Origin of the sequence: Halomonas sp. KM-1, from assembly GCF_000246875.1 — a bacterium.
Classification (GTDB): Bacteria; Pseudomonadota; Gammaproteobacteria; order Pseudomonadales; family Halomonadaceae; genus Halomonas; species Halomonas aerodenitrificans.
Genome location: NZ_BAEU01000154.1, coordinates 55,687 through 77,346, shown reverse-complemented (window position 1 = coordinate 77,346; position 21,660 = coordinate 55,687). Strand labels below are relative to the sequence as shown.

18 protein-coding genes and 8 tRNA genes are annotated in these 21,660 nt (G+C 63.9%); 21 read left to right on the top strand and 5 right to left on the bottom strand.

Going from position 1 to position 21,660, the window contains the following annotated elements; all coding sequences use genetic code 11:
• The first annotated feature begins 144 nt into the window (after nt 1-144).
• The 11 genes from B8115_RS20225 to B8115_RS20175 all read left to right on the top strand — a co-directional run bounded on the left by B8115_RS20225 (nt 145) and on the right by B8115_RS20175 (nt 9,825).
• Nucleotides 145-867 carry an alpha/beta family hydrolase gene (locus B8115_RS20225; protein WP_010629675.1) on the top strand — a complete coding sequence of 241 codons (723 nt, stop codon included), beginning with the start codon at nt 145-147 and terminating at the stop codon, nt 865-867.
• A gap of 148 nt (nt 868-1,015) precedes the next feature.
• A tRNA-Val gene (locus B8115_RS20220) sits at nt 1,016-1,091 on the top strand.
• Between the two features lie 54 nt (nt 1,092-1,145).
• Nucleotides 1,146-1,222: transfer RNA gene (locus tag B8115_RS20215), tRNA-Asp, on the top strand.
• 26 nt (nt 1,223-1,248) lie between these two features.
• Nucleotides 1,249-1,325: transfer RNA gene (locus tag B8115_RS20210), tRNA-Asp, on the top strand.
• Nucleotides 1,326-1,365: 40 nt separating this feature from the next.
• A tRNA-Val gene (locus B8115_RS20205) sits at nt 1,366-1,442 on the top strand.
• A 3-nt stretch (nt 1,443-1,445) separates the two neighbouring features.
• Nucleotides 1,446-1,522: transfer RNA gene (locus B8115_RS20200), tRNA-Asp, on the top strand.
• Nucleotides 1,523-1,716: 194 nt separating this feature from the next.
• A complete protein-coding gene (locus B8115_RS20195; RefSeq protein ID WP_274517428.1) occupies nt 1,717-3,753 on the top strand; it encodes an NADPH-dependent 2,4-dienoyl-CoA reductase in 2,037 nt (678 codons plus the stop codon).
• Nucleotides 3,754-3,911: 158 nt separating this feature from the next.
• Nucleotides 3,912-4,529 (top strand): hypothetical protein, encoded by a 618-nt coding sequence (locus tag B8115_RS20190; RefSeq protein WP_202949112.1) that lies wholly within the window; start codon nt 3,912-3,914, stop codon nt 4,527-4,529.
• A gap of 491 nt (nt 4,530-5,020) precedes the next feature.
• Nucleotides 5,021-6,943 (top strand): PrkA family serine protein kinase, encoded by a 1,923-nt coding sequence (locus tag B8115_RS20185; RefSeq protein WP_010629672.1) that lies wholly within the window; start codon nt 5,021-5,023, stop codon nt 6,941-6,943.
• 23 nt (nt 6,944-6,966) lie between these two features.
• Nucleotides 6,967-8,250: a YeaH/YhbH family protein gene (locus B8115_RS20180; RefSeq protein ID WP_010629671.1), complete on the top strand. Its 1,284-nt coding sequence runs from the start codon at nt 6,967-6,969 to the stop codon at nt 8,248-8,250.
• 18 nt (nt 8,251-8,268) lie between these two features.
• Nucleotides 8,269-9,825 (top strand): SpoVR family protein, encoded by a 1,557-nt coding sequence (locus B8115_RS20175; RefSeq protein ID WP_010629670.1) that lies wholly within the window; start codon nt 8,269-8,271, stop codon nt 9,823-9,825.
• Between the two features lie 73 nt (nt 9,826-9,898).
• Here the strand turns inward: B8115_RS20175 and B8115_RS20170 are convergent, their stop codons facing one another.
• Entirely contained in the window at nt 9,899-10,252 is a 354-nt protein-coding gene (locus tag B8115_RS20170; RefSeq protein WP_010629669.1) for a high-potential iron-sulfur protein, read from the bottom strand.
• Nucleotides 10,253-10,598: 346 nt separating this feature from the next.
• Between B8115_RS20170 and B8115_RS20165 the strand changes: the two genes are divergently transcribed.
• Nucleotides 10,599-11,018: a CopD family protein gene (locus B8115_RS20165; RefSeq protein ID WP_010629668.1), complete on the top strand. Its 420-nt coding sequence runs from the start codon at nt 10,599-10,601 to the stop codon at nt 11,016-11,018.
• A 53-nt stretch (nt 11,019-11,071) separates the two neighbouring features.
• Here the strand turns inward: B8115_RS20165 and B8115_RS23835 are convergent, their stop codons facing one another.
• Nucleotides 11,072-11,536 (bottom strand): DUF2231 domain-containing protein, encoded by a 465-nt coding sequence (locus tag B8115_RS23835; protein ID WP_010629667.1) that lies wholly within the window; start codon nt 11,534-11,536, stop codon nt 11,072-11,074.
• 84 nt (nt 11,537-11,620) lie between these two features.
• Between B8115_RS23835 and coxB the strand changes: the two genes are divergently transcribed.
• The 5 genes from coxB (at nt 11,621) to B8115_RS20140 (ending at nt 16,889) form a co-directional block, all read left to right on the top strand.
• Entirely contained in the window at nt 11,621-12,637 is a 1,017-nt protein-coding gene (coxB, locus tag B8115_RS20160; protein ID WP_010629666.1) for a cytochrome c oxidase subunit II, read from the top strand.
• Nucleotides 12,634-15,165, top strand: a complete 2,532-nt coding sequence (ctaD, locus tag B8115_RS20155) for a cytochrome c oxidase subunit I (RefSeq protein WP_010629665.1) — start codon at nt 12,634-12,636, stop codon at nt 15,163-15,165. Before coxB ends, ctaD begins: the two co-directional genes overlap by 4 nt.
• Nucleotides 15,162-15,512: a hypothetical protein gene (locus tag B8115_RS20150; RefSeq protein WP_010629664.1), complete on the top strand. Its 351-nt coding sequence runs from the start codon at nt 15,162-15,164 to the stop codon at nt 15,510-15,512. The genes ctaD and B8115_RS20150 overlap by 4 nt, the downstream gene beginning before the upstream one ends.
• Before the next feature lie 131 nt (nt 15,513-15,643).
• Nucleotides 15,644-15,919 (top strand): Lrp/AsnC family transcriptional regulator, encoded by a 276-nt coding sequence (locus B8115_RS20145; RefSeq protein ID WP_010629663.1) that lies wholly within the window; start codon nt 15,644-15,646, stop codon nt 15,917-15,919.
• An 85-nt stretch (nt 15,920-16,004) separates the two neighbouring features.
• A complete protein-coding gene (locus B8115_RS20140; protein WP_010629662.1) occupies nt 16,005-16,889 on the top strand; it encodes a DNA/RNA non-specific endonuclease in 885 nt (294 codons plus the stop codon).
• 122 nt (nt 16,890-17,011) lie between these two features.
• Here the strand turns inward: B8115_RS20140 and B8115_RS20135 are convergent.
• The 3 genes from B8115_RS20135 to B8115_RS20125 form a co-directional block, all read right to left on the bottom strand.
• Nucleotides 17,012-17,098: transfer RNA gene (locus tag B8115_RS20135), tRNA-Leu, on the bottom strand.
• Between the two features lie 79 nt (nt 17,099-17,177).
• A tRNA-Leu gene (locus tag B8115_RS20130) sits at nt 17,178-17,264 on the bottom strand.
• Nucleotides 17,265-17,297: 33 nt separating this feature from the next.
• A tRNA-Leu gene (locus tag B8115_RS20125) sits at nt 17,298-17,384 on the bottom strand.
• Between the two features lie 231 nt (nt 17,385-17,615).
• Between B8115_RS20125 and rnr the strand changes: the two genes are divergently transcribed.
• From rnr to rpsR, 4 genes are all read left to right on the top strand, one after another.
• The gene (gene rnr / locus B8115_RS20120) at nt 17,616-20,009 is read left to right on the top strand and encodes a ribonuclease R (RefSeq protein WP_010629661.1); all 2,394 of its coding nucleotides are present in this window, start codon (nt 17,616-17,618) and stop codon (nt 20,007-20,009) included.
• Nucleotides 20,009-20,839, top strand: coding sequence for a 23S rRNA (guanosine(2251)-2'-O)-methyltransferase RlmB (gene rlmB, locus B8115_RS20115; RefSeq protein ID WP_083861899.1), 831 nt, complete (start codon nt 20,009-20,011; stop codon nt 20,837-20,839). Before rnr ends, rlmB begins: the two co-directional genes overlap by 1 nt.
• Nucleotides 20,840-21,012: 173 nt before the next feature.
• On the top strand, nt 21,013-21,396 hold the full coding sequence (rpsF, locus tag B8115_RS20110; RefSeq protein ID WP_010629659.1) for a 30S ribosomal protein S6: 384 nt from the start codon (nt 21,013-21,015) through the stop codon (nt 21,394-21,396).
• 24 nt (nt 21,397-21,420) lie between these two features.
• Nucleotides 21,421-21,648 (top strand): 30S ribosomal protein S18, encoded by a 228-nt coding sequence (gene rpsR, locus B8115_RS20105; RefSeq protein WP_010629658.1) that lies wholly within the window; start codon nt 21,421-21,423, stop codon nt 21,646-21,648.
• Nucleotides 21,649-21,660 lie beyond the last annotated feature (12 nt).

The following is a 21,660-nucleotide window of genomic DNA, read 5'->3' as shown; positions in this document are numbered from 1 at the left end:
ACGCGTGTCGAGAACTCGTGGTGGCGGCTGCCACTCGGCGCTCCCGGTTGGGTGATGCAGGTCAGAAAGCAGAGCGGATTCTAGCGCAGCCGCCTGACAGACTGAAACAAGGATACAGGTGAAACTGGTATAGGAATTTGACGCGTGTCGGACTTTTCGTCGAAAGCTGCGCTGAGCATCGATCCCGCCCGACTGGGCGAATGGGAGCCGAAAGAGCGGCCCGGAAACTGGTTCGTGGAAGGGCTGGGGCCACTCGAAGTGAAGGGCGACGGCAGCAGCGGTTGCCTGCTGATCGCCCATGGTGCGGGGGCTGGCCAGCAGTCGGCCTATATGAGTCATTTGCGTGATGCGCTGGCCCGCGAGGGGGTTCAGACCCTGGCCGTCGAGTTCGCCTACATGCAGCACATGCAGCGAGAAGGCAGGCGAAGGCCGCCTCCTCGTATCGACCGCTTGGTAGAAGAGTTGTCACAGTGGTGCGACATTCTGACACGGCCCCAAGGGGGTAACCTGTGGCTCGGGGGCAAGTCGATGGGTGGGCGCGCGGCCAGTCTGCTGGCAGCGAACGAGGCGGTGACCGGTCTGGTTCTGTGCGGCTATCCCTTTCATCCACCCGGCAAGCCTGAGCGTTTACGGCTGTCGCACTGGCCGTCGATCGAGTGTCCCACCCTGGTGGTGCAGGGCAGTCGCGATCCGTTTGGCACTCGGGAGGAAGTCGCGGGCTACGAACTGCCGGAGCATGTGCGAGTGCATTGGCTCGCCGATGGCGACCATGACTGGAAGCCACGACGCTCATCGGGCCGCGATCAGGCGGAGTTGATCGAAGAGGGGGCGGCCGTGATCGCCGCTTTCATGGGCTCCCATCGATAGACGCGGTGATCAAGTTCAAGGCTGGTGCGGCCTGTGGCCGGTTTCGCCGTGGAATGCGTGTTCGTGGCCACTCTCGAACTCGTCGCTGAAGTCGCAAAGGCGTTGACAAGGAAAAGGAACTCTGTAGAATTCAGCGCCACGTGACCAGGGGTGGTTAGCTCAGCTGGGAGAGCACCAGCCTTACAAGCTGGGGGTCACAGGTTCGAACCCTGTACCACCCACCATCGCGTCCGAACAGAGGCGATGGCAAGAACCTGGGCACGTAGGAAGCAAGCAGCGGACCGGTAGTTCAGTCGGTTAGAATGCCGGCCTGTCACGCCGGAGGTCGCGGGTTCGAGTCCCGTCCGGTCCGCCATCGTTTCCAAGCAGTTCATCAGCTGTGGACCGGTAGTTCAGTCGGTTAGAATGCCGGCCTGTCACGCCGGAGGTCGCGGGTTCGAGTCCCGTCCGGTCCGCCACGATGTCTGTTCTGCAGTTTTCGCTAGTTGCGATATGCGTGGGTGATTAGCTCAGTTGGTTAGAGCACCAGCCTCACATGCTGGGGGTCACTGGTTCGAGTCCGGTATCACCCACCACGCGGACCGGTAGTTCAGTCGGTTAGAATGCCGGCCTGTCACGCCGGAGGTCGCGGGTTCGAGTCCCGTCCGGTCCGCCATTCGATTTCAGGCCCCGAGCCCACGGCTCGGGGCCTTTTCGTATCGACTATACTCCCTCCGCCGGCCCGCGCAGGCCTTCGTGCGCTGCGGATTTCGCCTGCAGCGTGTCAGGCTCGCTTCGCCCTTCGGCATATGTACCGCTTTTTCTTTTGCGCCTGTCGTTCAGCTATCATACAGTTGTTTGAAATTGACCGTGACTCGACCCAAGGAGGAGTTCGGCGTGCGCTATCCTCATCTTTTTCGTCCGCTCGAGGTGGGCCATCTGACACTGCCCAACCGCGTGCTGATGGGCTCCATGCATACCAACCTGGAAGAGGCGCCGAACGGCTTCGCCCGCCTGGCAGCGTTCTATGCCGAACGTGCCCGTGCCGGCGTCGGCTTGATCGTCACCGGCGGCATCGCGCCCAACCCCGAAGGGGCGGTATTCCAGGGGGCAGCCACGCTGGAGCGCGCCGAGCAGGTGGCCGATCATCGCGGCGTGGTCGAGGCCGTGCACGCCGAGGGCGGGCGCATCTGCATGCAGATTCTGCATGCCGGACGCTACGCCTACTCTCCCGAGCTGGTCGCGCCTTCGCCGCTCCAGGCGCCGATCAACCCCTTCGTGCCGCATGAGCTCAGCGACGCTGAGGTAGAGCGTCAGATCGAGGCCTACGTGCGTTGCGCCTCGCTGGCACGGGAGGCCGGTTATGACGGTGTCGAGGTGATGGGCTCCGAGGGCTATCTGATCAACCAGTTTTTGTGCCTGCGCACCAACCAACGTGACGACCGCTGGGGCGGGGCATTCGACAACCGCATGCGTTTCGCCGTCGAGATCGTGTCGCGCATTCGCCAGGCGGTGGGCGACGACTTCCTGATCATCTTCCGCCTGTCGATGATCGACCTGGTGGAAGAGGGCAGCACCTGGGAAGAGGTGGTGACCCTGGGGCGTGCCATCGAGACTGCCGGCGCCAGCCTGATCAATACCGGCATCGGCTGGCACGAGGCGCGCGTGCCCACCATCGTCACCAGCGTGCCGCGGGCGGCCTTCACCGAGGTCACCCGGCGCATGAAGGCCGAGCTCTCCATACCGCTGATCACCACCAACCGCATCAACATGCCCGAGGTGGCCGAGCGCGTGCTGGCCGATGGTCATGCCGACATGGTCTCCATGGCACGCCCCTTCCTCGCCGACCCGGCCTGGGTCGCCAAGGCGGCCGAAGGGCGCGACGACGAGATCAATACCTGTATCGCCTGCAACCAGGCGTGCCTGGATCATACCTTCCAGGGCAAGCTCACCACCTGCCTGGTCAATCCGCAGGCCTGCCACGAGACCGAGCTCGTCATCGAGACGGCTGAGACACCGCGCGACGTTGCCGTGGTCGGCGGCGGTCCGGCGGGGCTGGCGGCGGCACTCACTGCGGCCCGCCGCGGCCACAGCGTGGTGCTGTTCGAGCGCACCGGGGAGCTGGGCGGTCAGTTCAACCTGGCGCGCAGGATTCCCGGCAAAGAGGAGTTCGACGAGACGCTGCGCTACTTCAAGGTCATGCTCGACAAGCTGGGCGTCACGGTGAAGCTCGGCGTCGAAGCCGACGTGCAGACGCTGCGCGATTTCGACGCGGTGATTCTGGCCAGCGGGGTGCGCCCGCGGCGGCTCGAGCTGCCGGGCATCGACCATCCCAAGGTGATGAGCTATCCCATGGCGATCCAGCACCCGGAACGGGTCGGGCGGCGGGTGGCGATCATCGGTGCCGGCGGCATCGGCTTCGACGTGGCCGAGCTACTGACCCACGTAGGGCATCCCTCGCTGGATCGTGACGCCTGGTGCGCCGAGTGGGGCGTCGACCTCGGTGTCGCCCAACGCGGCGGCCTGCGCCCGCCCGAGCGCCCTGACACGCCGCGTCAGGTCTTTCTGCTGCAGCGCAAGGCCTCCAAACCTGGCAAGGGACTGGGCAAGTCCACCGGCTGGGTGCACCGCATGTCGCTGCGCCACCGCAACGTGGAGACGCTGGCGGGCTGCGAATACATGGGCATCGACGACGACGGCCTGCATATCCGCCTGGGCGGGGAGCCGCGCCTGCTCGAGGTCGACAGCGTGGTGATCTGCGCCGGTCAGGATCCGGTGCGCGAGCTCCTCGAGCCGCTCAAGGAGGCTGGCGTGGCGGTGCATCTGATCGGTGGCGCCGACGAGGCTGCCGAGCTCGACGCCAAGCGTGCCATCGATCAGGGCACCCGTGTGGCGGCGGGGCTGTAGCAAGTGGGCCGGAGCGCCACGACTACTCCGGCGTGGCGCCGTGACGATAGCATTGTAAAAGCGGGTTACACTGGTCGAGGTGCATCTTCGAACTGTGTCACCCGCCTGGTTCTTTGAAGCGCGAGAAAAACAACAACCGGAGAGAATCGATGCGAGCCATGAGGAAACCTGTTGGAACGGCGTTGCTGGGTCTGGCCCTGGCGCTCCCTGTTACCGCTTCCGCCCAGGCCGATGAGGTCGTCGAGCAGATCGAGCTGGGTCTCGAACTCTATCAGGAAGGAGAATATGGTGCGGCGCTGACCGAGCTTGAGTTCGCCATCAATGACATTCGCAAGCTGATGTCGGGGCGCCTTGCCAATACTTTTCCCGAGGCGCCTGCCGGCTGGAGTGCCGAGGAGGTGGAGTCCGGAGGCGGTGGGGCGGCGGCCCTGATGGGCGGCGGCGCCATGCTGCAAAGAAACTACCGAGAAGAGGGCGGCGATGGCCGTCTGGAGGCGTCGATGATGGTCGACAACCCCATGGTCCAAGGCATGGCCGCGCTCTTCAACAATCCAGCCATGATAGCCTCGCAGCCCAACATGGAGCGGGTACGCATGGGGCGTGAGTCGGCTATCGTCAAGTGGGAAGCCGAGCGTGGGCGGGTCGAGGCTACCATGCTGCTCGATGGGCGCATCCTGCTGCAGGTGGAGGGACAGGGCCTCGACTCTCCCGATCTGGCTGTTGAGCTTCTCCGGGACTGGGACTTGGCCGAGGTACGCGAGCAAGCTACTCGCTGAATCGCGGCAGCGGGTGATGGTGACGTCATCCGGCGCAGGGCCTGCGTTTATTGCCTGACGAGTCTATACGTCTACACTAATAGACCCACATCTCCATTAGCTGCCAGTCGTGCTCCCTGTTGCACCGACTGGCAGCCTGCTTCGCTAGTATCGCCTGTCTTCGTGCTTCAACCTCCTTCCTTCGGCCTGCTCGTGGTGCCCCTGTGTCATGGGCGGCCCGCGCATGGTGTCCTCTTTGCCCTACGGTCGGCATGACTTTTCCATGCCTTCGCGGATGGCGGTACGGGCGTTCGTCAGCTGCGTCCTAATAGCGTTTACGCATCTTTCGATCCATCATCGAACCCTTGGCATGCCCTGCGTTCTCATGGTTATCCTACCCTTGCGTTGATTATTTGCCGCCCACTGCGCCCCGAAGTGACTAGGCTGATGAGTAACCCGCGGCGGCCATCCGGTTCGATGGCCAGGGGGGGTAAGGCAAACAGGAGGCTTCGATGAGCATCTTCGACCATGTGCAGAACCGCTTCTCTCGTGTCCAGCAGGAGGAAATGACCCTGCAGGAATATTTGGAGCTGTGTCGTGAGGACCCCATGGCCTACGCCAGCGCCGCCGAGCGGATGCTGAAGGCCATTGGCGAACCCGAGGTGATCGACACCGCCAAGGATGCGCGGCTCTCCCGAATCTTTTCCAACAAGGTGATCCGCCGCTACCCGGCCTTTTCCGAGTTCTACGGCATGGAAGAGGCGATCGAGCAGATCGTGGCTTACTTCCGCCACGCCGCCCAGGGGCTCGAGGAGCGCAAGCAGATCCTCTATCTGCTCGGTCCGGTGGGTGGCGGCAAGTCGTCGCTGGCGGAGCGGCTCAAGCTGCTGATGGAGCATATTCCGTTCTATGCCATCAAGGGCTCGCCGGTCTACGAATCGCCGCTAGGGCTGTTCTCGCCCGAGGAGGACGGCGAACTGCTGGAGAAGGAGTACGGTATCCCGCGGCGCTACGTGAAGAGTGTGATGTCGCCCTGGGCGGCCAAGCGCCTCAAGGAGTACGGCGGCGATATTTCCCAATTCAAGGTGGTGCGTCTGTACCCCTCGCGGCTCAATCAGATCGCCATCTCCAAGACCGAGCCGGGCGACGAGAACAACCAGGACATCTCCTCGCTGGTGGGTAAGGTCGACATCCGCCAGCTCGAACTCTACTCCCAGGACGACCCGGACGCTTACAGTTTCTCCGGTGGCCTGTGCAAGGCCAACCAGGGCCTGATGGAGTTCATCGAGATGTTCAAGGCGCCGATCAAGGTGCTGCATCCGCTGCTGACGGCGACTCAGGAGGGCAACTACAACCCCACCGAGGGCATGGGGGCCATCCCCTTCGAAGGCATCGTTCTGGCTCACTCCAACGAGAGCGAGTGGCAGGCGTTTCGCAACAACCGCAACAACGAGGCCTTCCTCGACCGTGTCTACATCGTCAAGGTGCCGTACTGCCTGCGGGTGACCGAAGAGATCAACATCTACAAGAAGCTGCTCGAGCACTCCTCGCTCGATCAGGCCCCCTGCGCCCCCGATACCCTGCGCATGCTGGCGCAGTTCTCGGTGCTCTCGCGGCTCAAGGAGCCGGAGAACTCCAGTATCTACTCCAAGATGCGGGTCTACGACGGCGAGAACCTCAAGGACACCGATCCCAAGGCCAAGTCGATCCAGGAGTATCGCGACGCCGCAGGGGTCGACGAGGGTATGGATGGGCTCTCCACCCGCTTCGCCTTCAAGATCCTGTCGAAGGTGTTCAACTTCGACAACCACGAGATCGCCGCCAACCCGGTGCACCTGCTCTACGTGCTAGAGCAGCGCCTCGAACAGGAGCACCTGCCCAAGGAGACCTTCGAGCGCTACCTGCGCTACATCAAGGAGTTCCTGGCACCGCGCTATGTCGACTTCATCGGCAAGGAGATCCAGACCGCCTATCTCGAGTCCTACTCCGAGTACGGCCAGAACATCTTCGACCGCTACGTCACCTACGCCGACTTCTGGATTCAGGACCAGGAGTACCGCGATCCCGAGACCGGCGAGCTGTTCAACCGTCAGTCGCTCAACGAGGAGCTGGAGAAGATCGAGAAGCCGGCCGGCATCTCCAATCCCAAGGACTTCCGTCACGAGGTGGTCAACTTCGTGCTGCGGGCGCGTGCGCAGAACAACGGCATGAACCCCAGCTGGCAGTCCTACGAGAAGCTGCGCGGCGTGATCGAGCACAAGATGTTCGCCAACACCGAGGAGCTGCTGCCGGTGATCTCCTTCAACGCCAAGGCATCCACCGCGGATCAGAAGAAGCACGAAGACTTCGTGGCGCGCATGAAGGAGCGTGGCTATACCGAGAAGCAGGTACGGCTGCTCTCGGAGTGGTACCTGCGGGTGCGTAAATCGCAATAAGCGGCGCGAGCCAGGAGGTCAGCATGACCTATTTCATCGACCGACGCGCCAACGCCAAGAACAAGAGCGCCGTAAACCGTCAGCGCTTTCTCGACCGCTACCGGACGCATATCAAGCGTTCGGTGGAGGAGGCCGTCAACCGACGCTCCATCACCGACATGGAGCGGGGCGAGAAGGTCTCGATTCCCACCCGCGATATCTCGGAACCGGTGTTCCAGCACGGGCCGGGTGGCAAGCGCACCATCGTCAGCCCCGGCAACAAGGAGTTCGTCGAAGGTGACAAGCTGCGTCGTCCCGGTGGGGGCGGCGGTGGGGGTGGCGCCGGCGAGGGCAACGCCTCCAACCAGGGCGAGGGCATGGACGAGTTCGCCTTCAGCCTGACCCGCGAGGAGTTTCTCGACTTCGTCTTCGACGGTCTGGAACTGCCGCATCTGGAGCGCAAGGCGCTCAAGGATCTCGATGAGGTGAAGCCGGTGCGCGCCGGGGTCACCCGCGACGGGGTGCCGGCGCGGATCAATATCGTGCGCTCCATGCGCGAGGCGTATGCCCGGCGCATCGCCATGCGGGCGCCGATCCGGCGTGCCCTGCGCGAGGCGCAGGAGGCCCTGGAGGAGGAGGAGGGCAAGGACCCGGTGCTGCGCAACCCGTCGCGGATCGCCGAACTCAAGGCGGAGATCGAGCGTCTCGAGAAGCGCCTCGAGGCGGTGCCCTACATCGACACCTACGACCTGCGCTACAACAATCTGGTCAATCAGCCCCAACCGTCGAGCAAGGCGGTGATGTTCTGCGTGATGGACGTGTCCGGCTCCATGACCCAGGCCCACAAGGACATCGCCAAGCGCTTCTTCCTGCTGCTCTATCTGTTTCTCGAGCGCAACTACGAGAAAGTCGAACTGGTCTTCGTGCGTCACCACACCGCGGCCAAGGAGGTCGATGAGGAGGAGTTCTTCTACTCGCGGGAGACCGGCGGCACCATCGTCTCCAGCGCCCTGACCCTGGTCGACGAGATCATCACCCGGCGCTACTCGCCAGCGCAGTGGAATCTCTACGTGGCCCAGGCCTCGGACGGTGACAACTGGGACGACGACTCGGTGAACTGCCGTGAGCTGTTGATGAAGAAGCTGATGCCGCGTCTGCAGTACTACACCTACGTGGAGATCACTCCCCATGCCCACCAGGCGCTGTGGGAGGAGTACGAAACGGTGGCCGCCGGGCATCCCGACCGTTTCGCCATGCGCCAGATCGTCGAGGCGGGCGATATCTACCCGGTGTTCCGTGAGCTGTTCAAGCGCCGCGCCGCCCATTGACGTGGATGAGGAGGCCTCATGACCCGACGCAAGCCGATCGCCACCGGTTCCGACTGGAACTTCGAGACCCTCAAGGAGTATGAGCAGGAGTTGGCCAGGCTGGCCGATGAGTATCGGCTGGACACTTACCCCAACCAGATCGAGATCATCACCACCGAGCAGATGATGGACGCCTATGCCAGCGTGGGGATGCCGGTGGGCTACCATCACTGGTCGTTCGGCAAGCAGTTCCTGGCCGTGGAGCAGGCCTACCGGCGTGGCCAGATGGGACTGGCCTACGAGCTGGTGATCAACTCCGACCCCTGCATCGCCTACCTGATGGAGGAGAACACCCTGATGATGCAGGTGCTGGTCATGGCCCACGCCTGCTATGGCCACAACTCCTTCTTCAAGGGCAATTACCTGTTTCGTACCTGGACGGATGCCAGTTCGATCGTCGACTACCTGGTATTCGCGCGCAAGTACGTGGCGGAATGCGAGCAGCGCCACGGGGTGACGGCCGTAGAGCAGCTCCTCGATGCCTGCCACGCGCTGCAGAACTACGGTGTCGATCGCTACAAGCGGCCGTCACCCATCTCCGCCGAGGAGGAGGTCCGCCGCCAGGCAGAGCGCGAGGCCTACCTGCAGACCCAGGTCAACACCCTCTGGCGCACCATTCCGGGGCGTCAGGCGGCGGATGCGCTACCCGGCAGCCTGGCCAGCGACGAGGATCCGCTGGGCCTGCACGGGGGCGGACGCTATCCACCCGAGCCCCAGGAGAACCTGCTCTATTTCATCGAAAAGAACGCGCCGCTGTTGGCGCCGTGGCAGCGCGAGATCGTGCGCATCGTGCGCAAGCTGGCGCAGTACTTCTACCCCCAGCGCCAGACTCAGGTGATGAACGAAGGCTGGGCGTCGTTCTGGCACTATACCCTGATGAATCGGCTCTATGACGAGGGGCTGGTGGACGAGGGGCTGATGCTGGAGTTCCTGCAGTCGCATACCGCCGTGGTCAGTCAGCCCGGTTTCGACAGCCCATACTACAGTGGCATCAACCCCTACGCGCTGGGGTTCGCCATGTTCAGCGACATCAAGCGCATGTGCGAAAACCCCACCGCCGAGGACCGTGAGTGGTTCCCCGACACGGCGGGTGGCGACTGGCTGGAGGCGGTGCATTTCGCCATGCGCAACTTCAAGGATGAATCCTTCATCCAGCAGTTCCTCTCGCCCAAGGTCATGCGCGACCTCAAGCTGTTCAGCATCGTCGACGACGATCAGGAGGAGATGCTGGAGGTGGCGGCCATTCACGACGAGCGTGGCTATCGTCGTATCCGGGAGGCGCTGGCCGCGCAGTACGCCCTGTCGCTGCGGGAGCCCAATATACAGGTGTACGAAGCCGATATCCGCGGCAACCGCTCATTGACCCTGCATCACGTGCAGGATAGCCGGCGACCGCTGGGCCGTAGCGTCTACCCGGTGATTCGTCATCTGCACCAGCTGTGGGGTTTTCCGGTGCGGCTGGAGTCGATTGCGGCGGATGGCAGCGTCGGCAGGCGCTATCAATGGCCGCTGCCGGACGAAGAAGGCAAGGAGTAGCGTCCGAGGCGCCGTCGGGTAGCATGGGCCGGGCCGGCAGCCGCGCGCTTCGCTGGTTTGGCCCATAGTTGGCTCAGTCGGCGGTGACCCAGGACTGGCACCAGCCGCCTGGTTCGACGCTATTCTGTGGAAAGAGCTGGCAGCCTTCGCTGCGACGTTCGAAGAACATGCAGTTGCTGCAGGTTTCGCCTCGCTCGTACGCGGGGTGATCGCTGGCTCGCTCGGCCACTTCCACGTAGTTCAGTGCCTGGGCCTGCTCGTCGTTGGGGTTGAGCCTTGGCAGGGTCTGGGCGAATGCATGGCGCGAGACAATGCCGGCTCCCAGGGGTAGAGCGGCGATGCCCAGCAGGCTGTTGCGTAAGAAGTCACGTCGGCTCTGATGGGCCGAGGAGCGATGCTTCTTGGCCATGGGATGCTTCTTGGCCATTGAGATATCTCCTGCTTCGACACGGTCAAGTCGTTATGGAACGAACCCCATTGCGCCGGGCAGCTGCCGAGAGCACAGGCGACGTACCGGCTCGATTATCAGACTCGGCAAGGGGGTGTGAAGTTCTCGAGTGTTAAGCGGAGGAAACACTCTTTCGAGCCGAGGCGCAATTGCTGAATTTTGCCTTGCGTTTCAGTTCGGTGTCATGCGGTTTCGGCGGGCGAGGCGACGTAAGGGAATGCGAATGAATGAGGCGTGAAGCGCCGGCCAACGGAGCCGATGGCGCTGGCACCGCTAAGGTAGATTCGATAGGGTGTGTGAACACTGCTGCTGCAAGGATGCTGTTATGCCGTGGTTAAAGGTTCTGCACATCGCCACGCTGTTGTGCTGGTGTGCTTCGCTGCTGTATCTGCCGGCCATGCTGATGGTCAGTGCCCGGGCCCGGACGGGCAGCTCTTTCGAGGTGTCCGCCCCGGCACTGTTGCGTTTCGTTTTCACTCACATCGCCACTCCCTTCGCCCTGCTGGCGATCATGAGCGGCACCCTGCTGTTCGTCGTGGCGCAGCTCGTCGGCGGCTGGCTGGTGCTGAAGCTGGCGGCCGTGAGCGGCATGGTGCTATGCCATGTGTTGTGCGGCGCGCTGATCGTGAGCCTGGAGCGTGACCGACGCCGCTTCCTGGTGCCGGCAAGCGCGCTGGTGGCAGCCATCGCCGCCACGCTCATGCTTGCCGTTCTCGTGCTGGTACTCAGTAAGCCATTCGATTGAGGCATGACAAGGAGAGTCACATGCGCCACTCGACCCGCCATGCTCGGTCAACGTTACTTGTCGTCGATCTCGACGCCGACCGCCTCGTCGTAGACGAGCATGCCACCGAGGATACCGGCCAGCACGATCAACCCTGCCGTCATCAGCGTCAGGCCAACGGCCCAAGGCAGCAGGTCGGTGGGGTAGAGGTAACGCCACAGCCAGTTGAGGGATGCCAGCGACAACATCATCACCGCCAGGATGGCGTGACACCAGCCCAGGATCATGTCGCGGATTCGCTTGACCGTGATCAGATCGGTGAGGCCGGCGATGCTGGCGACCCAGCCGCCCAGAGCGCCGATGCCGGCCAGCCACAGGCTGGTGCGTGCCCAGAACGGGTCGCCGATGAACAGGAAGAGGGCGTCGCTGCCCACCACCAGCATCAGGCAGGCAATGGGAAAGTGCACCATGGTGGGGTGAAGGGGGTGCCCGCCAATGGCAGCACGGCTTTTGATCGAGCGTCTCGGTTGTTCAGCCATGTTCGCGTCCTTTGCGATCGGTTCAGAGGTCTCTCTGGCATTCAACGCCCTGTCCGGCAGTGGGTCAACCGCAGGAGGCGCTTGGTGGCATGGGCAGCGCTACCGCTGACGGCACTGCTGGCCGGCTGCGCCGGGGAAATGTCGATCCTCGATCCGTCCGGTCCCGCTGCTCGCCATCAGTTCTGGGTGTGGTGGGCCATGCTTGGGTTCAGTGCGGTCGTGGCGCTGGTTCTCTTCACGCTCTGGCTGTATACCTTTCGCCGCGGCGAGCGGCCCCAGCGAACGCCGCGGGAGGAGCAGCGCATCATGCTGCGCTGGGTGCTTGGCGGCGGGATCGCGTTGCCGCTTGTCAGCATCATTGCGCTGCTGGTCTTCGCCGCCCCGACCGGTCGCAGCATGCTTCCCCTGCCATTGCCGGAGGGTGAGGCCGAGCTCATCGAAGTGGTGGGGCACCAGTGGTGGTGGGAGATCCGCTATCCCGGCGAGAACGGCGAACCCGACGTGATCACCGCCAACCGGCTGGTGATGCCGGCCGGGGAGCCGGTCGACTTCCGCCTGGTCAGTGCGGACGTGATCCACGCCTTCTGGATCCCGCGTCTCGGTGGCAAGCGCGACATGGTGCCGGGACGGCATTCGATCATTCGTCTCGAAGCCGACGTGCCCGGCGTCTTCGGTGCCCAGTGCGCCGAGTACTGCGGTGCCCAGCACACCAACATGCTGCTGCACGTCGAGGCGATGCCGCGGGCGGAGTACGATGCCTGGCTGGCCGAGCGCCGTGCTCCTCCCGAGCCGCGCGCAGGCTTCGACGAGGCGCGGCAGGCCTTCGGCGAGCACTGCGCGGCCTGCCACACCGTCGACGGCTTTCCGCAGGAGCTCATCGCCGACGATGTCACTTACGACATGGTCGGCCCCAACCTGACCGACATCGGCTCCCGCCCCACTCTCGGGGCCGGAGTGCTGCCCATGGAAGAGGGCGCCATCGCCTACTGGCTCGAGCACCACCAGTTGCTCAAGCCCGGCAACAGGATGCCGCCGCATAACCATATCGACACCGAGACGCTGCAGGATATCGGAGCCTGGCTGGAGACGATGGAACCATGAGCGAGATCAAGGACGCGACGCTGACGCCCGAGGTTCGGCGACTGCACAAGGGATTGGACGAGGTGTGGGGCAATCCCACCGGCTGGCGGGCCTTGACCGTGGTGAACCATACCACCGTCGGTCTGCGCTTCATGGTCACCGGGGCGATCTTCTTTCTGATCGGTGGCCTGCTGGCGATGCTGATCCGCACTCAGCTGGCCTTCCCCGACAACGACTTCATGTCCCACGAGATCTACAACCAGGTCTTCACCATGCATGGCACGGTGATGATGTTCCTGTTCGCCATCCCCATTCTCGAGGGGTTGGCGATCTACATGATGCCCAAGATGATCGGGGCTCGCGACCTGGTGTGTCCTCGGCTGACCGCCTTTGGCTACTTCTGTTACCTGTTCGGCGGCATCATTCTGTTTTCCAGTATGATCCTGGAGATCGCTCCGGCCAGCGGCTGGTTCATGTACACCCCGCTCAGCAGTGGCGAGTACTCGCCCGGGCCGGGCTCCGATTTCTGGCTGCTGGGCATCACCTTCGTCGAGATATCGGCGCTCTCCGCTGGCGTCGAGCTGGTGGTGTCGATCCTGCGCACTCGTACCCAGGGCATGGCGCTGCACAAGATGCCGCTGTTCGCCTGGTACATCCTGGCCATGGCGCTGATGATCGTGGTCGGCTTTCCGCCGCTGATCCTCGGCAGCATTCTGCTCGAGCTGGAGCGAGCCGCCGGAATGCCTTTCTTCGAAGTGGCCGGCGGCGGTGACCCGGTGCTGTGGGCGCACCTGTTCTGGTTGTTCGGTCACCCCGAGGTCTACATCATCTTCCTGCCGGGGGCGGGTATCGTCTCGACTCTGATTCCGGTCTTCGCCGGGCGCCCCATCGTCGGCTACGGCTGGGTGGTGGCGGCGATCATCATCATGGGCTTCGTCAGCTTCGGGCTCTGGGTGCACCACATGTTCACCCTGGGCATACCGCAGCTGGCGCTGGCCTTCTTCTCGGCGGCGAGCATGCTGGTGGCGATTCCCACCGCCATCCAGATATTCGTCTGGCTCTCCACGCTGTGGCTGGGCCGGCCCAGGATGACGCTGCCGATGCTGTGGATCGTCGGTTTCCTGATCATTTTTGTACTCGGGGGGCTGACCGGGGTGATGCTGGCCCTGGTGCCGTTCAACTGGCAGGTGCACGACACCCATTTCGTGGTCGCCCACATGCACTACGTGCTGGTGGGGGGCATGCTGTTCCCGCTGATGGCCGGGCTCTACTACTGGTTGCCTCAGGTATCGGGGCGCATGCCATCCGAGCGTCTGGGCAAGTGGAGCTTCTGGCTGATCTTCCTCGGCTTCAACGTCACCTTCCTGGTCATGCACTGGACCGGGCTGCTGGGTATGCGCCGGCGGGTGTTCACTTACGATACCGCCATGGGCTGGGACATCTACAACCTGATCTCCTCGGTGGGCGGCTTCATGATGTCCGCCGGCGTGGCGCTGCTGATTCTCGACATCGTGCTGCATTTCCGCTTCGGCAAGAAGGCACCGCAGAATCCGTGGGGTGCCGATACCCTGGAGTGGGCCATGCCCAAGCCCCCCACGGCCTACAATTTCGTCAGCCTGCCGGCGGTGGAGACGCGTCACCCGCTGTGGGAGAAGCCAGAGCTTTCGCGCACCATCTACGAAGGGCAGCACGGTCTCGCCACCATCGACCATGGCCGGCGTGAGACCTGGGGCAGCGATGCGCTGACCGGCAAGCTGCGCGAAACCATTCATCTGCCCAGCAACTCCTGGTGGCCGCTGTTCTCCTCGCTGGCGCTGGCCGTGGTATGCATCAGCCTGCTGGTGCGAGTCTACTGGCTGGCCGCCGTTGCGGTGCTGGTCGGTGTGGTACTGCTGCTGCGCTGGTCGTGGGAGAACTGCGCGCATCCCGGCAAGGCGCCCGAGGCGTCGATGGCGCCTACCGATCCGCCGCTGCACTACCACACCATGAACGGCCCCGGCGTCTGGTGCATGTCGGTCTCCCACCTGGCCAACGGCTCGCTCTATCTGTCGCTGTTGTTCGGTTGGTTCTATTTGTGGGTGGTGGCGCCTGAGTGGCAGATGCCGGAGAGCTCTCCGCTTTCGCCGCTGCTGCTGGTGGCGGCAGGCGTGGCGTTGACCCTGGGCACGCTGCTGCTGGCCAAGGTGGTGCGTCGCCTGCGCCGCCGCGAAGGGGGCGGGCTCGGCCTGATGATGTATCTCGCGGGCGGCCTGGGAAGCCTGCAGACGCTGCTGATCGTTGCGGTGATGTGGCTCGCGGGGCTGGCGCCTACCGAGACGGCGCATGATGCCACGCTGTTCGTGGCACTATGCTACGTGCTCATTCTGGCGGCGTTGGGGGCGATACTGTGCCTCCTCCAGGGGCTGCGCGTCGGCTATGGCTACGTCAGCGTCGAGACGCCGCTGGAGCCGGTGGTGGTGCTGCGCCTGTGGTATTACCACCTGGTGGTCTACTGGAGCCTGTTCGTGGCTATCTGGGTCCTGCCAACCGTGCTGGGAGGTGGTGCATGAGGCGTCTGCTGAAACTCACCCATCCGATTCATCTGGTCAGCGGCCTGACGATCTGGGGCATCTGGTTCGTGGCGATCTATGCCGGGCTCTCGGTGGCCTGCTCGATGGCACCCCCCGAGCCCGAGAGCGACATGCTCACCGGCATCAACCTGGGTGTCGGCGTGGCCACCCTGATCACTACCGCGTTGCTGTTGTGGCTGACTTGGGCCAGCGCTGCGGCGGGCCGCAGGGCGGAGGTGCGCCGCGAGTGCTACTTCGCCTATATCTCGGCCGGGATGTTCCTGTTCTCCGCGGGCAGCACCCTGTTCGTCGGCTACCCCATCGTGTTCCTGCCGCCTTGTCTGTAAGGGCGGCATTCTTGGTGTAGGTGAGCGGCGCGAGAAGAGCGCGGCGATTCAGCCGCCGTGGCCGGCCTGCTATACTCGCGCCAGCGCGGCGATGCCTGGCCGCAGGACTTTACCAACGGGGAGGGTGCCCGATGCAGAATGCCGTGATTCTGATCAACACCGAGAAGGGGCAGGTCAAGGCGGTGGCCGAGCGGCTCGCCGACGTCGAAGGCATCAGCGAGGTGTACTCCACCTGCGGTCGCTACGATCTGGTGGCGATTGCCCGCACGCGGGACTTCGAAAGCCTGGCCGAGCTGGTCACCGAGCGCCTTAACGCTGTGGAAGGGATTCGCGATACCGAGACCCTGAACGCCATGCAGGTGCACTCCAAGCACGATCTCGAGACCATGTTCTCGCTCGGCTGGTAGGAATTCGCTAGCGACTTCCACCCACTCATGACCGTATCGAGCCGGTACCGGATGTACCGGCAGTAGCTCCCCTGCGGATGAATTCATGGCTTTGACACGTACCCGTGGCCGGCGGCGTCGCGCCGTACTGCCGCGCTGGCGCTCCCGCGTTCGTCAATTCGGTATCACTCTCGTTTTCGTGCTGGTCGGCAGCGGCCTGTGGTACACCCAGGAGCAAGAATACCGCGACCAGCTGAGCTGGATGGGCGTGCCCACCTGGGACACCCTGACCCCGCTGACCGTGCATCGCGTGCTGCGCAACGACGGCTTCCTGGTGGGCTGGTCGGACGTGCGGGTCAATCCGCTATGGGTGAGCTATCTGCTGCACGACGTGGAGGAGCGCCGAGCGGCGCCCAGGCCCGATTTTCGCCGCGACTGGCGTACCCTGTGGCCGATTGCCGCCGACAGCTACTTCGGCAGCGGCTACGACCGCGGCCACCTGGCGCCCAACTACGCCATTGCCGTGGTGCACGGGCGTCAGGCCCAGGAGCAGTCGTTCCTGATGAGCAATATCTCGCCCCAGCGTCCCGACCTCAACCGCCGTCTGTGGCAGCGCCTGGAAGAGGTGGTGATCGACCACTTCGTGCCGCGCTTCGGCGTGGTCCAGGTGATCACCGGTCCGGTCTTTCCCGAGCGCTTCCTCGACAACGTGGCCAACCGGGTAGGGCTGGTCGAGATTCCCGAGGCGTTCTACAAGATCGTCGTGGTGCCGGCCGAGGAGCCCATGGCGCTAGCCTTCATCATGCCCCAGGAGGTGCGCGGCGACGAACCGCTGGACGACTACCTGGTGACCATCGATGAGGTGGAGGCGCGTACCGGGCTCAACTTCTTCCCGCGGCTGCCCGAGGAGGTCGCCGAGGTGTTGGAGGGAGAGGTGGTGGCGTCGGGGTGGGCGCTCGAAGAGGTGGCGCGGCTTCCCTCCAGATATTGAGGTGGGCCAGATACTGAGTCAGGGAGGCATTCGGGCACAAAAAAAACCGCGATCAGTCGCGGTTCTCTTTATTCGCTCTGGCGATGTTACAACCTGCATGACGCGGTCTGCTCGTAGAGCAGTGGTGCCCAGGAGAGGACTTGAACCTCCACATCCGTAAGGATACTAGCACCTGAAGCTAGCGCGTCTACCAATTCCGCCACCTGGGCGCATCATGCCTGTCGTGCTTTCGCTACTGTCTTATCGCAACTGCTATTCTATGCCGCTGTCGTGTTCGCGCCTCTGGGATGGTGCCCAGGAGAGGACTTGAACCTCCACATCCGTAAGGATACTAGCACCTGAAGCTAGCGCGTCTACCAATTCCGCCACCTGGGCGAACACGAGCGATTCGAGCTGAATAAAGAGCGATGGTGCCCAGAAGAGGACTTGAACCTCCACGTCCGTAAGGACACTAGCACCTGAAGCTAGCGCGTCTACCAATTCCGCCATCTGGGCAGGCGACGCGTATCTTACCCAATTTGTGGGCCAATGCAAGAGCCTAGGCGGTAAAAGAGTCGAATGCCAGGCTCAATCTACGCCTGGTTTAGCCGTCATGGTTGGGAACCGCCACTACCGGCGCTATAATGCGGGCATGACAAATGACTCTATTAGCAATACCCCACGTACGCGGCGACTCGCCGACTCTCTTCCCCGAATGCTGCTCCTGTTGCCAAGGATGCCCCTCGCATGACTCATTGGACGCTCAGCAACGACCCCCATGCCAGCCGTGAGGCCCACAAGTACGACAAGCCGGCACCCAGCCGCGAGTACCTGCTGGCGCGCCTGGAGGAGTACGGCAAGCCGATCACCCATGAATCCATGAGCCGCATGCTGGGTCTCGAGGACGATGAGCTGCAGGAGGCGGTGCGCCGCCGGCTTGCCGCCATGGAGCGCGACGGCCAGGTGCTGCGCAACCGTGCCGGCGCCTACGCGTTGATCGACAAGCTCGACCTGATCAAGGGCAAGGTGCTGGGTCACCGCGACGGCTTCGGCTTCGTGCTGCGCGACGACGGCAAGAAGCCCGACCTGGTGCTGCCGCCGCGGCAGATGCGCCGGGTCTTCCATGGCGACTACGTGCTGGTGCGCGTCAGCGGGCGCGACCGTCGCGGCCGTGACGAAGCCACCATTGCCGAAGTGCTGTCGCGCAACACCCAGACCATCGTCGGCGTCTATCGCGAGAATACCTCCGAATTCGGCGTGCTGATCCCCGAGAACCCGCGCATCACCCAGGAGGTGATCATTCCTCATAGCGCCTGTGGCGGTGCCCGCGACGGCCAGGTGGTATCGGCCCGGATCGTGCAGCAGCCCGATACCCGGGTGCAGCCGGTGGGCGAGGTGGTCGAGGTGCTCGGTGAGCGTATGGATCCGGGCATGGAGATCGACATCGCCATCCGCAGCTACGAGATTCCTGCCGAGTTTCCGCCCGAGGTGCACGATCAGATCGCCGGGATGTCCGCCGAGGTGGCCGAGCAGGACAAGCAGCATCGTATCGATCTGCGCGACATCCCGCTGGTGACCATCGACGGCGAGGACGCTAAGGATTTCGATGACGCCGTGTGCGCCTGGAAGACGAAGTCCGGCAGCTGGAAGCTGATCGTCGCCATCGCCGACGTCTCGCATTACGTGCGTCCCGGCACGCCGCTCGACGAGGAGGCGATTCGGCGCGGCAACTCGGTCTACTTCCCCGGGCAGGTGGTACCGATGCTGCCCGAGCTGCTCTCCAACGGTTTGTGCTCGCTCAACCCGGACGTCGATCGCCTGGCCATGGTCTGCGAGATGAATATCTCGAAGCAGGGGGTGATCAGCCGCTATCGCTTCTACGAGGCGGTGTTCCGTTCCCATGCGCGACTGACCTACAACAAGGTGGCGGCGATCCTCGACGAGGACGACCCCGAGGGCGACGCGCTGCGCGAGGAGTATCGCGCCCTGGTCAAGCCGCTCAAGGGGCTGCACGAACTCTACAAGGTGCTGCGTCAGGCCCGCGAGGAGCGCGGCGCCATCGACTTCGAGACCACCGAGACGGCGATCCTCTTCAACGAGGAGCGCAAGATCGAGAAGATCGTGCCGCGCACCCGCAACGATGCCCACAAGATCATCGAAGAGTGCATGCTGGCAGCCAACGTGGCCACGGCCCGCTTCCTCGACAAACACGATCTGCCGGCGCTCTACCGCATCCACGAGCGGCCCTCGCCGGAGCGCCTCGACAAGCTGCGCCTGTTCCTCAACGAGTTGGGACTCTCGGTAGGCGGTGGCGACGAACCCACGCCCCAGGACTACCAGGCCCTGGCCGAGGCAATTCGCGGCCGCCCCGATGCCGACGTGATCCAGACCGTGATGCTGCGCTCCATGAGTCAGGCGGTCTACTCGCCTCAGAACGAGGGGCATTTTGGCCTGGCCTACCCGGCCTACGCCCACTTCACCTCACCGATTCGTCGCTACCCCGACCTGCTGGTGCACCGCGCCATTCGTTCGGTGGTGCGTGGGCCGCGCCAGACCAATACCGTGCTGCGTGCCGAAGGGGCCAAGGTGGATCCGCCGAGCAAGTGGTGCCCCTACACCTTCGAGCAGATGCTCGAACTCGGCGAGCACTGCTCGATGACCGAGCGCCGTGCCGACGATGCTACTCGTGACGTCGAGGATTGGCTCAAGTGCGAGTTCATGTCGGACAAGCTCGGTGAGGTGTATGAAGGAACCATCGCCTCGGTGACCCAGTTCGGTATCTTCGTACGCCTCGACGAGGTCTATGTCGAGGGGCTGGTGCACGTTACTTCGCTGCCCTCGGACTACTACCACTACGAGCCCGAGAAACATCGCCTCAAGGGCGAGCGTACCGGTATGAGCTACCGCCTGGGCGATGGCGTCACCGTGCAGGTGGCCCGCGTGGATCTGAACGATCGCAAGATCGACTTCGCCCTCGAGGATGAGAAGCCGCGCCCCAAACGTCAGCCGCGCAAACGGCGCGGTGAGGCAGAGGCGACTTTCACGCCAAAGCCGGACGCCGGTAAGGCGGAAGACAAGGGTGAGCGAGGCAAGGGCGGCAAGCGCCGCCGCGGCCCGCGCCGGTCGAGGTCGCGCGGCTGATGGCACAAGGCAGAAAAGGGCCCAAGCGCGATGCCGGCCGTAGATCGAGAGCGGGTGCTCCATCGGCTCCTGCGGCTACGCCGGGCGGGCTCGATGCCGTATTCGGCGTGCACGCGGTACGCGCCCTGCTGGCGCGCGGCGAAACGCCCAGGGTGCTGTGGGTACAGGAGGGCGATGCCCAGCAGCGCCTGGCCGAGCTGATCGAGCAGGCCCGCCGTGGCGGCGCGCGAGTCGAGCAGCATCCTCGTGACGAACTCGACCGTCTGGCCAGGGAGGCCTCGCATCAGGGCATCGTCGCCTTTGCCGCGCCGCTGGCCTTCGAGAGCGAGGCGTCGCTGTGGTTCAAGCTGGAGGCCTGGCCCCACGCTACGCCGCCGCTGCTGCTGGTACTCGACGGCGTTACCGACGTGCACAACTTCGGCGCCTGCCTGCGCAGCGCTGATGCTGCCGGCGTGCACGGCGTGATCGTGCCCAAGGACAAGTCGGCGCCGCTCAATGCCACGGTGCGCAAGGTGGCCTGCGGTGCCGCCGAGAGCGTGCCGGTCTATCAGGTGACCAATCTGGCCCGCGCGCTGGCCCGGCTCAAGGAGCTCGGCATCTGGATCACCGGCACCGCCGGCGAGGCCGAGGCGATGCTCTTCGAGGCCGAGTTCACCGGCCCCACGGCGCTGGTGATGGGTGCCGAGGGCAAGGGCATGCGGCGGCTGACCCGCGAGGCCTGCGATGGTCTGGTCAAGCTGCCCATGGCCGGCAGCGTCACCAGCCTCAACGTCTCGGTAGCCACCGGCATCTGTCTATTCGAGGCGGTGCGCCAGCGCTGCGGTGCATGAGCCGCCAGCGCAGCGCCAGCTTGCAACCGGCGGTGCAGATCACTAGAATACAGGCGCCCGTTCCTGCGTGAGCGGGCGTTGTCATTTCGACTATCACCTCCTTGCTTCTCCTGAGAGCCGGCCCACCATGGCGCAGGTCTCACGCGGAAGCTGCCAACCCGAAAGGAGATCCCATGCGTCATTACGAAATCGTGTTCATGGTCCACCCGGACCAGAGCGAGCAAGTACCGTCCATGGTCGAGCGTTACTCCAGCATTGTCACCGAGAGCGGTGGCACCGTGCACCGTCTGGAGGACTGGGGCCGCCGTCACCTGGCCTACCCGATCAACAAGATCCACAAGGCTCACTACGTGCTGATGAACGTCGAGTGCAGCGGCGAGACCCTCGAGGAAATCGAGAACATCTTCCGCTTCAACGACGCCATCATTCGCAGCCTGGTGGTGCGCTGCAAGGAAGCCATCACCGAAGCTTCGCCGATGATGAAGCCGGCAGACGACAAGCGTGCGCGTCGCGAAGAGAAGCCGCGCGCCGAAGAAGAAACTGCCGAAGCCCACTGATCGCACGTACCGAGGAGTCTCTACATGGCACGCTTTTTCCGCCGCCGTAAGTTCTGCCGTTTCACCGCTGAAGGCGTGAAGCAGATCGATTACAAGGATCTGGACACGCTGAAGGCCTACATTACCGAAACCGGCAAGATCGTACCCAGCCGCATCACCGGTACCAAGGCCCGTTATCAGCGTCAGCTGGCAACCGCCATCAAGCGCGCGCGCTACCTGGCTCTGCTGCCCTACACCGACAGCCACCAGTAAGCCGCCGGTTCG